Genomic DNA, 11,861 nt, shown 5'->3' with positions numbered 1-11,861 from the left:
GGTAAAAGATATGGATAAAACGCCTGAAATGATTTTTCAAAACTGTTAAATAACTGTAATAAACATAAGTGGTTAGCCAGCACAAGTTTTGGTAGCGATTACAAAGGCGTGTAAACTTTAGCCATGTTCCATCGCGTCATTGTCGCCGCGTTAAATCACATATTTGTGATGTTTCGCACAATGTTGTTTTTTGCGCTTTTAGCGCAAATGTTAATTATTTTTAATTAACCGTGCAAAAAACAGGTTTATTATCCCTCAGGCGCGATCGCCGGATCGTCACCTTTCCCTGATAGGAACCGGCGTAAGGGAAAACTATTTGTTCAGAATATTCCTGGTATAAACGGTCAATTTTTTCACATTTAAGAGAAAAAGAATGTGCTGTAACAGCGTCACACCTTTTTAAAAGTATAAATTTGAATTTCATCTGTCGACGGACAGCGCTATTTTCTGAATTTAGCGTTTTTTTACCCGGCAGGATCTGGACAGACGCCGCGGCCTCCCTATACTGAGTCGCTCAACCTTCTCTCCATTATTATGGTTATTATGACAGCGCAAGATTACCTGTTGAAATTTCGTAAAGTGAATACCTCAGAAAGCCTGGAAAAGTTATTCGATCATCTTAATTATTCTCTTACCGACGATCGTGAACTGATGAATATGTATCGCGCTGCCGATCATCGTCGCGCCGAGCTGGTTTCCGGCGGTAAATTATTCAATTTAGGCGAAGTGCCGAAATCGGTCTGGCGCTACGTGGTATAAATCCTGCCTGTTTCCTCCCCCCGCTTTTCCGTATAATACCGGGTCCATATCGGGCGTGACGGGTTTGGCCATCACCTGCCTCACGCCGCCGTTTCGCTGTACAAGGAATGCTTTATGCCGTTAACGTCCCCCGCGCCACGCCTCGGCGGCTGGCTGCTGCTGCCGCTCGCCTGGCTGATTCTGACCGTGCTCACCAGCGCACTGGTGGTTGTGATGTATATCGGCGCGCTGTTTAACCCCGCCTGGCGCGACGCGCTGTTTAGCCACGATACGGCGTTTCTGACGCAATGGGGCCTGTCGCTGGCCACCTCGCTGGCGGTCTGGTTATACAGCGCCTGGGTCACCTGGATTTTCTGCCAGCGCTCGCGCCGCCTGCCTCGCCACTACATTATCTGGCTGCTGTTGACCGTGGCGCTGGCATTAAAAACCTTCGCCTTTTCGCCGATCGCCGACGGCGCGGCGGTGCGCTCCCTGCTGCTGGCGCTGCTGGCGGCGGCGACGCTGGTGCCCTATTTTCGCCGATCGCAGCGGGTGAAAAAGACCTTTATCGCGCCCTGAGCGGCGCGAAAAAACGCAATAATTTAATCATGAGTGCTTTTGTCCTTCCTCCCGCCGCCCCGCGCCGTTGTGATGGCGCCGGGAATAACTGATAATAAGTACCTTTTGTAACCCCGGGCGATACGATGACCGATTACCTGCTTCTTTTCGTTGGCACAGTGCTGGTGAACAACTTCGTTCTGGTGAAGTTTCTCGGCCTTTGTCCCTTTATGGGCGTTTCCAAAAAGCTGGAAACGGCGATTGGCATGGGCCTCGCGACCACATTCGTTATAACCCTGGCCTCGATCTGCGCCTGGCTGGTGAATCACCTTATTCTGCTGCCGCTGGATCTGGTCTATCTGCGTACGCTGGCCTATATCCTCGTGATCGCCGTCACCGTGCAGTTCACGGAGATGGTGGTGCGTAAGACCAGCCCGGCGCTCTATCGCCTGCTGGGTATCTTTTTGCCGCTGATCACCACCAACTGCGCGGTGCTGGCGGTGCCGCTGCTAAGCGTCAACCTCAACCATACCTTTTTGCAGGCGGCGCTTTACGGCTTCAGCGCCTCGCTGGGCTTTTCGCTGGTGATGGTGCTGTTTGCCGGTATGCGTGAACGTCTGGTGCTGGCGAATGTGCCGGCCCCGTTCAAGGGTTCCTCTATCGCCCTGATCACGGCTGGCCTGATGGCGCTGGCCTTTATGGGCTTTACTGGTCTGGTGAAATTCTGATGACCGCTATCTGGATAGCTATTGCTGCAATTAGCGCCCTGAGCCTGATTTTCGGTGGGCTGTTGGGCTATGCGTCACGCCGCTTTAAAGTGGAAGCGGACCCGATCGTTGAACAAATCGACGCCATTTTGCCGCAGAGCCAGTGCGGGCAGTGCGGCTATCCCGGCTGTCGCCCCTACGCCGAAGCGGTGGGCAACAACGGCGAGGCGATCAATAAATGCGCCCCCGGCGGCGAACAGACGATGCTGAAGCTGGCGGGCCTGCTCAATGTGGAGCCGCAGCCGATCGACGGCGACGAAAGCGCGAAAGAACCGGTGCGCACCGTGGCCTGGATTGACGAAGCGAACTGCATCGGCTGCACTAAGTGCATTCAGGCCTGTCCGGTCGATGCGATCGTCGGCGCCACGCGTGCGATGCACACCGTGCTGAGCGACGTCTGCACCGGCTGCGATCTCTGCGTCGCTCCCTGCCCAACCGACTGTATTGAAATGCGTCCGGTTGCCACCACCACGGCTAACTGGAAATGGGATCTGCAAACCATCCCGGTACGGGTCATTCCTGTGGAAAGTCATGCTTAACCTACTGAATATCTTCCGTAAAGATAAGATTTGGGACTTTGACGGCGGCATTCATCCGCCTGAAATGAAGACCCAGTCCAACGGCACGCCGCTGCGTCAGCTGCCGCTGGCGGATCGCTTTATCATTCCGTTAAAGCAGCATATCGGCCACGAAGGCGAAATCTGCGTCAAACCCGGCGATAAAGTGCTGCGCGGCCAGCCGCTGACCTTCGGAACCGGGCGAATGCTGCCGGTGCATGCGCCGACCTCAGGCGTGATTGAGGCAATCGGCCCACATATGACCGCGCACCCTTCCGGTCTGGCGGAGATGTCGGTATTTATCGCCCCCGACGGCGAAGATCGCTGGATCGAGCGCGACGGCGTGGCGGATTATCGCCAGCTGCCGCGTGAAGAAGTGATTAAACGTATTCACCAGGCGGGCGTCGCCGGACTCGGCGGCGCGGGCTTCCCAACCGCGACCAAACTAAAAGGCGGGCTGAACAGCACCCGCACGCTGATTATCAATGCCGCCGAGTGCGAACCCTATATCACCGCCGATGACCGCCTGATGCAGGACTGCGCCGATGAGGTAATTGAAGGCAGTCGTATTCTCGCCTGGGTATTGCAGGCGGAGCGTGTGCTAATCGGCATTGAAGACAACAAGCCGGAAGCAATCGCCGCGCTGAAGCGCGCGCTGGGCGGCGCCAATGATTTGCAGCTGCGCGTTATTCCTACCAAATATCCTTCCGGCGGCGCGAAGCAGCTGACCAAAATTCTGACCGGCAAAGAGGTGCCGCATGGCGGGCGCTCCTCCGATATCGGCGTGCTGATGCAGAACGTCGGCACCGCCTGGGCCGTGAAGCGCGCGATTATCGACGGCGAGCCGCTGACCGAACGCGTCGTGACCCTGACCGGCGAAGCGGTGACGCAGCCGGGCAACGTCTGGGGACGGCTCGGCACGCCGGTCAGCCATCTGCTGCACCATGCGGGCTTTCAGCCGCAGCCAAAGCAGATGGTGATTATGGGCGGTCCGCTAATGGGCTTTACCCTGCCAGCGCTGGATGTGCCGGTGGTGAAAATCACCAACTGTCTGCTGGCGCCGTCGGCCAGCGAGATGGGCGAACCGCAGCCGGAGCTTTCCTGCATCCGTTGCAGCGCCTGCGCCGACGCCTGCCCGGCCAATCTGCTGCCGCAGCAGCTCTACTGGTACAGCCAAGGCGCCGATCACGACAAGGCGCGCGCTTACCATATTGACGATTGCATCGAATGCGGCGCCTGCGCCTGGGTTTGCCCCAGTAATATTCCACTGGTGCAGTATTACCGCCAGGAGAAGGCGGAACTGCGCGCTATCGATCTGGAAGCGAAACGCACCGCCGAAGCGAAAGCGCGCTTTGAAGCGCGTCAGGCGCGTCTGGAACGGGAAAAACTGGCCCGTGAAGCGCGTCATGCGCAGGCGAAGCGTAAGGTTAGCGCCAGCGAACAGGATGAAATCGCCGCTGCGCTGGCGCGCGTGAAGGCGAAGAAAGCGGCAGAGGTTGACGTTAACGCGGGCGACGCGCCCGATAACGCCGCCGTCATTGCCCAGCGCGAGGCGCGTAAAGCGCTGGCGCGCCAGCGTCAGGCGGAAAAACAGGCGGAGACCGAGCCGCTGTCGCGTCAGGCGGGCGATCCGCGTAAAGCCGCAGTAGAAGCGGCTATCGCGCGCGCCAAAGCGAAAAAAGCGCAGCAGGAACAGGACGCTGAAAGCCAGGCGGCCGACGGCATCGATCCGCGTAAAGCCGCGGTAGAAGCGGCTATCGCGCGCGCCAAAGCGAAAAAAGCGCAGCAGACGCAGGCGGCGGCGGAAAGCGCAGATGCGTCTGAAGCGGTCGATCCGCGTAAGGCGGCAGTAGAGGCGGCCGTCGCGCGCGCCAAAGCGAAAAAAGCGCAGCAGGCGCAGGCGGCGACGGAAAGCGCAGACGCGTCTGAGGAAGCGGCCGCGCCGGAAAACGCGCGCGCCGCCGAAGCGGCTGATGCGCGTAAGGTCGCGGTCGCCGACGCCGTGGCGCGCGCCAAAGCGAAAAAGGCGCAGCAGGCAACGGCGGAGAAACATCACGCCGCCGCAGAAGCGGAGACGGAAAGCCAGAGCGTGCCGTCAACGGATGCGATGACGCCGGAAAGCGAAAGCGTGCCTTTAGCCGCCGCCGAGCCGGAAAGCGCCGACGCCGCGCCGGTTGACGCGCGCAAAGCGGCAATTGAAGCGGCCGTCGCCCGCGCCAAAGCGAAAAAAGCACAACACCAGGCGGCAGAAAGCGCCGACACGGATGATGCGGAGGCGCGCCGCAAAGCCGCAGTGGCCGCCGCCGTTGCGCGCGCCAAAGCGCGTAAAGCACAGCAGCAGACAGGCTTAGAGGATTAAATGGCTTTTCGTATTGCAAGTTCCCCTTACACCCATAACCACCGTGCCACCAGCCGCATCATGCTGCTGGTGCTGCTGGCGGCGCTGCCTGGCATGGCCGCCCAGTGGTACTTTTTCGGCTACGGTAACCTGATTCAGGTGGCGCTGGCGGCGTTGACCGCCTGGGGCACCGAAGCGGCGATCCTGCACCTGCGCAAACAGCCGGTGCTGGCCAACCTCGGCGACCACTCCGCGCTGCTGACCGCCCTGCTGCTGGGCGTCAGTCTGCCGCCGCTGGCGCCCTGGTGGCTGATCGTCATCGGCACCGCCTTCGCCATTATTATCGCCAAGCAGCTGTATGGCGGCCTCGGACAGAATCCCTTCAACCCGGCAATGATCGGTTATGTGGTGCTGCTGATCTCTTTCCCGGTACAGATGACCAGCTGGCTGCCGCCGCAGGCGCTGCAGGCGGTGACGCCTGGCCTGCTCGATTCGCTGAGCATGATTTTCACCCATCACACGCTGGCGGGCGACACCCTTCAGCAGCTGCAGATGGGCGCGGACGGCGTCAGCCAGGCGACGCCGCTCGATACCTTTAAAACCGGGCTGCGCGCCGGCCACAGCGCCGAACAGCTGCTGGCGCAGCCGATTTTCGGCGGCGCTATCGCCGGCATCGGCTGGCAGTGGGTCAATATTGGCTTCCTGCTGGGCGGCCTGTTCCTGCTGCTGACGAATACCATTCGCTGGCATATCCCGGTCAGTTTTCTCGCCTCGCTGGCGGTCTGCGCCACGCTGGGCTGGTTCTTCTCGCCGGGCACTCTCGCCTCGCCGCTGATCCACCTCTTCTCCGGCGCAACGATGCTGGGGGCCTTTTTTATCGCCACTGACCCGATTACCGCCTCGACCACCAATAAGGGCCGGCTGATCTTCGGCGTGCTGATCGGCATGCTGGTATGGCTAATCCGCAGCTTCGGTGGCTATCCGGACGGCGTGGCGTTCGCTGTGCTGTTGGCCAACATCTGCGTGCCGCTGATCGATTACTACACCCAGCCGCGCGTGTACGGCCATCGCAAGGAGTAAGCCATGCTGGATACCATACGTAAAAATGGCGTGACGCTGGCGCTGTTCGCCGCCGTCACCACCGGCCTGACCGCGGTAATTAACACAGTGACCAAACCGACCATCGCCCATCAGACCTCAGTGCAGCAGAAGCTGCTGCTGGATCAGGTGGTGCCGCCGGAACTGTACGATAACGTGATGCAGCATGAATGTTACGTTGTCACGGATGGCGCGCTGGGTAACGATAAGCCGCATCGGCTCTATGTGGCGCGCAAAGCTAACCAGCCGGTGGCGGCAGCGCTTGAGACTACCGCGCCGGACGGCTATTCTGGCGCGATTCAGATGCTGGTCGGCGCGGATTTCCAGGGCAAGGTGCTGGGGGTACGGGTGGTGGAGCATCATGAAACGCCGGGCCTCGGCGATAAAATTGAGCTGCGCATTTCCGACTGGATCACCCGCTTTAGCGGTGTGCAGCTGCATGGCGCGCATGACGCGCATTTCGCGGTGAAAAAAGATGGTGGCGATTTTGATCAGTTTACCGGCGCCACTATTACTCCGCGCGCGGTGGTGAACGCCGCCAAACGCACTACGCTGCTTATTGAAACGCTGCCGGAGAAACTCTCTTCGCTACCCGACTGTGGAGATGCAAATGAGTGAAGCTAAAAATTTATTGATCGGCGGACTGTGGAAAAACAACTCCGCGCTGGTGCAGCTGCTGGGCCTCTGCCCGCTGCTGGCGGTCACCTCGACCGCCACTAACGCGCTGGGCCTTGGCCTGGCGACCACGCTGGTGCTGACCATCACCAATAGCGCGATCTCCGCTTCGCGCCGCTGGGTGCCGTCGGAAATCCGTATCCCGATTTACGTCATGATCATCGCCTCGGTGGTGAGCTGCGTGCAGATGCTGATCAACGCCTACGCCTACGGTCTCTATCAGTCGCTGGGAATTTTTATTCCGCTGATTGTCACCAACTGCATCGTGGTGGGCCGTGCCGAGGCGGTGGCGTCGAAAAGCAGCATTCCGCTCTCGGCGCTGGACGGTTTCGCTATCGGTATGGGTGCCACCAGCGCGATGTTCGTGCTGGGATCGCTGCGCGAGATTATCGGCAACGGCACCCTATTCAACGGCGCCGATCAGCTGCTTGGCCCGTGGGCGAAGGTGTTGCGCGTGGAGGTGGTTCACTTCGACTCGCCGATGCTGCTGGCAATGCTGCCGCCGGGCGCCTTTATCGGCCTCGGCATGCTGCTTGCGGCCAAATATCTGCTTGATAAAAAACTGAAAGCGCGCGCCGCCGCCCGTCGCGACAGCGCGCTGCCGCAGGGCCAGACTGAGAAAGCGGTGTGAATAAAGAAAAACGCTATGAAATTCTGTCGCGGCTGCGGGCCAACAACCCGCATCCGACCACCGAGCTGAACTTTACCTCCCCTTTTGAACTGCTGATCGCCGTGCTGCTCTCGGCGCAGGCCACCGACGTCAGCGTCAATAAGGCGACGGCGAAGCTCTATCCGGTGGCCAATACGCCCGCCGCGATGCTGGAGCTGGGGGTCGAAGGGGTAAAAAGCTATATCAGGACCATCGGCCTGTTTAACAGCAAAGCGGAGAATGTGATTAAAACCTGCCGCATTCTGCTGGAAAAGCATCAGGGCGAGGTGCCGGAAGATCGCGCCGCGCTGGAGGCGCTGCCCGGCGTCGGCAGGAAAACCGCCAACGTGGTGCTGAACACCGCCTTCGGCTGGCCGACTATCGCCGTCGACACCCATATTTTCCGCGTCTGCAACCGCACCAACTTCGCGCCCGGTAAAAACGTCGAGCAGGTGGAGGAGAAGCTGCTGAAGGTGGTGCCGAAGGAGTTCAAGGTCGACTGTCACCACTGGCTGATCCTGCATGGCCGTTACACCTGCATCGCGCGTAAGCCGCGCTGTGGCTCCTGCCTGATTGAAGATCTCTGCGAATATAAAGAGAAAACCGATCTGTAACGCCGCGCGGGCATAAAAAAGCCGGTCTGATGACCGGCTTTTTTTATGGCGTCGCCTGAATCCCAGGTGATGGCCGCCGCGTCAGGCGCTTTCCGCTGCGTCCGCCGCGGCAATTTCCTGCTCGCGCTGCAGCCGATAGTAATCCGCCTGCGACGGCGCCAGCGGCGCACGCCCGCGAATGATGTCAGACATCTTCTCGGCGATCATCACCGTCGGCGCATTCAGGTTGCCGGTGGTAATTTGCGGCATGATCGAGGCATCCACCACGCGCAGGCGCTGCAGGCCATGCACGCGACCCTGATCGTCGACCACGTCCATCTCGCCATAGCCCATGGCGCAGCTGCCGCACGGGTGATAGGCAGTTTCCGCATGCTCGCGGATAAAGGCGTCGATCTGCTCGTCGCTCTGCACCGCGAAGCCCGGCTGGATCTCCGCGCCGCAGTAAGGCTCCAGCGCCGGCTGGCGCATGATTTCACGGGTCAGGCGCACCGCCGCGCGGAACTCCACCCAGTCGCGGGTTTCCGACATATAGTTGAAAAAGATCGAGGGCGCGTCATAGGGATCTTTCGATTTCAGCTTAATGCGCCCGCGGCTCATTGAGCGCATCGGCCCGACGTGCGCCTGAAAGCCATGCTGTTTAACCGGGCTACTGCCGTTGTAGTTAATCGCCACCGGCAGGAAGTGATATTGCAGATCGGGCCACTCCGGGTGATTATCGCTGCGGATAAAGCCGCCCGCCTCGAACTGATTGCTGGCGCCGATGCCGGTGCCTTTCAGCAGCCATTCTGCGCCGATCGCCGGCTGGTTCCACCACTTTAGCGCCGGATAGAGCGAGATCGGCTCTTTGCAGCGGTACTGCATATAGATTTCCAGATGATCCTGCAGGTTACGGCCGACGCCCGGCAGCGCATGCACCACGTCGATATCCAGTTCGCGCAGCCACTCTTCCGGGCCGACGCCGGAGCGCTGCAGGATCTGCGGCGAGGCGATTGCGCCGGCGCAGAGCAGCACTTCGCGCGTGGCGGTCGCCTGCTGGCGCTGCCCTTTGCGCAGCCAGGTGACGCCGGTGGCGGTTTTGCCCTCAAACAGGATACGATCGGTCTGCGCACGGGTGACAATAGTCAGGTTCGGCCGCGTTTTCGCCACGTCGAGATAGCCGCGCGCGGTGCTGGAGCGCCGTCCCTGCGGCGTGACGGTGCGATCCATCGGCCCAAAACCATCCTGACGGTAGCCGTTCAGATCGTCGGTTTCATGATGCCCCGCCTGCTTCGCCGCTTCGATAAAGGCGCGGTAGAGCGGATTGTTGCCCACCTTCGGCGTGGTGACGCTCAGGTAGCCTTCGCCGCCGTGATAGTCATTCTCGCCAATGTCGCGCTTCTCCGCGCGGCGGAAATAGGGCAGACAGTGCAGATAGGACCACTGTTCCAGCCCCTCTTTTTTCGCCCAGCCGTCGTAGTCGAGCGCGTTGCCGCGGATATAACACATGCCGTTGATCAGCGAAGAGCCGCCCAGCCCTTTTCCGCGTCCGCACTCCATGCGGCGGTTGTTCATCTGCGGTTCCGGCTCGGTCTCGTAGGCCCAGTTATAGCGTTTACCCTGCAGCGGATAAGCCAAAGCGGCTGGCATTTGGGTACGGAAGTCCCAGCGGTGATCGCGCCCGCCCGCTTCCAGTAACAGTACCGATACGTCAGCATCCTCGGTAAGGCGCGTGGCCAGTACATTGCCCGCAGAGCCTGCGCCGATAATGATGTAGTCAAATTTCTGCATTAAACCTCCGGAAACCGGCGGGCCAGGCCGCCGGGTTAGTCATTAAAACGCTGACGGGTAATCTCCTATCTCGATCAGCACGGATTTGGTGCGGGTGTAGTGCATCAGGGTATCGAGGCCGTTTTCACGCCCCACGCCCGAGAGCTTATAGCCGCCAACCGGCATCGGCGCCGGGGATTCGCCCCAGCTGTTCACCCAACAGATGCCCGCTTCCAGCTGATGGATCACGCGGTGCGCGCGGTTCAGCGACTGGGTGAAAACGCCGCCCGCCAGGCCATAGCCGGTGGCGTTGGCGCGCGTGATAGCTTCCTCTTCGTCATCAAACGCCAGGATGCTCATCACCGGGCCGAAGATCTCTTCACGTACGAGGCGCATTTCGTCGTGGCAGTCACTGAATACTGTCGGCTCGACGTAGTAGCCCTGCGCCAGCGCGCCTTCGGTAATGCGGTTGCCGCCCGCCAGCAGACGCGCGCCCTCTTCTTTACCCAGCTGCAGGTAAGAGACCACTTTTTCACAGTGCTGCGCGCTGACCAGCGGACCGAAGTTCACGGACGGATCGCGCGGGTCACCGGTTTTGATGCGCGCCATTTTCTCCAGTAGCCGCTTTTCAAATGCCGGCAGCAGCGAACGCTGGACGAATACCCGCGTGCCGTTGGTGCAGACCTGGCCGCTGCTGTAGAAGTTGGCCATCATCGCGCCGTCGACCGCCCGCTCCAGGTCGGCATCGTCAAAGACGATCAGCGGCGATTTGCCGCCCAGCTCCAGGGTAACCTCTTTCAGGTTAGCCAGCGCCGCGTCCGCCATCACCCGCTTGCCGGTATTGACCTCGCCGGTGAAGGAGATTTTTTCAATCTGCGGATGCTGGCTCAGCGCCTGTCCCACTTCCGCCGCGCCCTGCACCACGTTGAACACGCCGGCCGGCAGGCCCGCTTCGCTGTAGATTTTCGCCAGCTCCAGCGCGCTCAGCGGCGTTACTTCGCTCGGTTTGAAGATCATCGCATTGCCGGCCGCCAGCGCCGGAGCGCTTTTCCACAGGGCGATCTGGATCGGGTAGTTCCAGGCGCCGATGCCGGCGCAGACGCCCAGCGGTTCGCGGCGGGTATAGACCAGCGCGCTGTCGCGCAGCGGGATCTGTTCGCCCTGCAGCGCCGGCGCCAGCCCGGCGTAGTACTCCAGCACGTCGGCGCCGGTAACGATATCCACCGCCGCGGTTTCGCTAATCGGCTTGCCGGTATCGGCCGTCTCCAGCTCCGCCAGCGCCTGATTGCGCTCGCGCAGCAGGGCGACCGCCTTCAGCAGCACACGGCTGCGCTCTACCGGCGTATAGCTGCGCCAGATACGCTGGCCCGCCAGCGCGCTTTCGACGGCACGATCCACGTCCGCCCGGCTGGCGGCGGCGATCTCCGCCAGCGCCCTGCCGTTGGCCGGATTCACCGTGGTGAAGATCTCGCCCTGACCCTGCTCTTCGCGGCCATTGATGTAGTTGCCGCGGCGTGGTAGCTCTGCCATGTTTTCTCCTGTTAATGCATGTTCTGCGCCGGCTGTAGCCAGAGCGCAAGATTCTGGTAACAGATTGAACGCGCCCGCTCGAGCCCGTCCGCCATCGGCTGCGGCGCCAGCGTCATACGCAGCCACAGCCCGTCGATCAGCGCCGCCATGCAGCTGCCGGCGGCGCGCGCCTGTTCGCGCGGCATGACGCGGGCGAACTGCGCCGTCAGGTTCGACCAGAGACGACGGTCGTTAATGGTCTGCAGCCGCTGCAGGTTGTGCTGATGCAGGCTGTTGGTCCAGAACACCAGCCAGGTTTTCAGCACCGGCGCGTCAATCTGCGAAATATCAAAATTGCCGTCGATAATGGCGCGGAGCTGCGCCTCCGGCGTATCCGGCGCCTGCCGCCGCTGCCGCTCCACCGCCAGGTAGAGGTCGGCGAGGATCTGGCGCATACAGGCGTCCAGCAGGCCGTTTTTATCGCCGAAATAGTGGCTGACGATGCCGGTGGACACGCCCGCCTCTTTGGCGATTACCGCGAGGCTCGCTTCCGCCAGCCCTACCCGATCGATTACCGTCAGGGTGGCTTTAATTAGCTGCGCCTGGCGTATG

General features: G+C 60.8%; 12 protein-coding genes. 9 read left to right on the top strand and 3 right to left on the bottom strand.

The window, feature by feature from the left end; all coding sequences use genetic code 11:
- Nucleotides 1–543 precede the first annotated feature (543 nt).
- The 9 genes from ydgT (at nt 544) to nth (ending at nt 7,994) form a co-directional block, all read left to right on the top strand.
- Nucleotides 544–759, top strand: a complete 216-nt coding sequence (gene ydgT, locus MYY08_RS18255) for a transcription modulator YdgT (protein ID WP_084970381.1) — start codon at nt 544–546, stop codon at nt 757–759.
- A 114-nt stretch (nt 760–873) separates the two neighbouring features.
- Entirely contained in the window at nt 874–1,317 is a 444-nt protein-coding gene (locus MYY08_RS18250) for a DUF2569 domain-containing protein (protein WP_038626250.1), read from the top strand.
- Between the two features lie 125 nt (nt 1,318–1,442).
- Nucleotides 1,443–2,024 carry an electron transport complex subunit RsxA gene (gene rsxA / locus MYY08_RS18245; RefSeq protein ID WP_038626252.1) on the top strand — a complete coding sequence of 194 codons (582 nt, stop codon included), beginning with the start codon at nt 1,443–1,445 and terminating at the stop codon, nt 2,022–2,024.
- Nucleotides 2,024–2,602: an electron transport complex subunit RsxB gene (gene rsxB, locus MYY08_RS18240; RefSeq protein WP_038626254.1), complete on the top strand. Its 579-nt coding sequence runs from the start codon at nt 2,024–2,026 to the stop codon at nt 2,600–2,602. Before rsxA ends, rsxB begins: the two co-directional genes overlap by 1 nt.
- Nucleotides 2,595–4,979, top strand: a complete 2,385-nt coding sequence (gene rsxC, locus MYY08_RS18235; protein WP_288015324.1) for an electron transport complex subunit RsxC — start codon at nt 2,595–2,597, stop codon at nt 4,977–4,979. The genes rsxB and rsxC overlap by 8 nt, the downstream gene beginning before the upstream one ends.
- Nucleotides 4,980–6,038, top strand: a complete 1,059-nt coding sequence (gene rsxD, locus MYY08_RS18230; protein WP_288015322.1) for an electron transport complex subunit RsxD — start codon at nt 4,980–4,982, stop codon at nt 6,036–6,038. It abuts the gene before it with no gap.
- A gap of 3 nt (nt 6,039–6,041) precedes the next feature.
- Nucleotides 6,042–6,674 carry an electron transport complex subunit RsxG gene (gene rsxG / locus MYY08_RS18225; protein ID WP_038626260.1) on the top strand — a complete coding sequence of 211 codons (633 nt, stop codon included), beginning with the start codon at nt 6,042–6,044 and terminating at the stop codon, nt 6,672–6,674.
- The gene (locus MYY08_RS18220; protein ID WP_038626262.1) at nt 6,667–7,362 is read left to right on the top strand and encodes an electron transport complex subunit E; all 696 of its coding nucleotides are present in this window, start codon (nt 6,667–6,669) and stop codon (nt 7,360–7,362) included. Before rsxG ends, MYY08_RS18220 begins: the two co-directional genes overlap by 8 nt.
- A complete protein-coding gene (gene nth / locus MYY08_RS18215; protein WP_288015320.1) occupies nt 7,359–7,994 on the top strand; it encodes an endonuclease III in 636 nt (211 codons plus the stop codon). Before MYY08_RS18220 ends, nth begins: the two co-directional genes overlap by 4 nt.
- 81 nt (nt 7,995–8,075) lie before the next feature.
- Here nth and betA read toward each other — a convergent pair whose 3' ends face one another.
- From betA to betI, 3 genes are read right to left on the bottom strand one after another with little or no spacing between them, the layout of a single operon-like run.
- Nucleotides 8,076–9,761 carry a choline dehydrogenase gene (gene betA / locus MYY08_RS18210; RefSeq protein ID WP_038626266.1) on the bottom strand — a complete coding sequence of 562 codons (1,686 nt, stop codon included), beginning with the start codon at nt 9,759–9,761 and terminating at the stop codon, nt 8,076–8,078.
- A gap of 42 nt (nt 9,762–9,803) precedes the next feature.
- Entirely contained in the window at nt 9,804–11,270 is a 1,467-nt protein-coding gene (gene betB, locus MYY08_RS18205) for a betaine-aldehyde dehydrogenase (RefSeq protein ID WP_288015318.1), read from the bottom strand.
- An 11-nt stretch (nt 11,271–11,281) separates the two neighbouring features.
- Nucleotides 11,282–11,860, bottom strand: coding sequence for a transcriptional regulator BetI (betI, locus tag MYY08_RS18200; protein WP_288015315.1), 579 nt, complete (start codon nt 11,858–11,860; stop codon nt 11,282–11,284).
- Between the last annotated feature and the right edge of the window lies 1 nt (nt 11,861).

Source organism: Mixta sp. (assembly GCF_024610815.1).
GTDB classification, from domain to species: domain Bacteria; phylum Pseudomonadota; class Gammaproteobacteria; order Enterobacterales; family Enterobacteriaceae; genus Mixta; species Mixta calida.
This window is presented reverse-complemented; position numbering and strand designations above follow the sequence as displayed.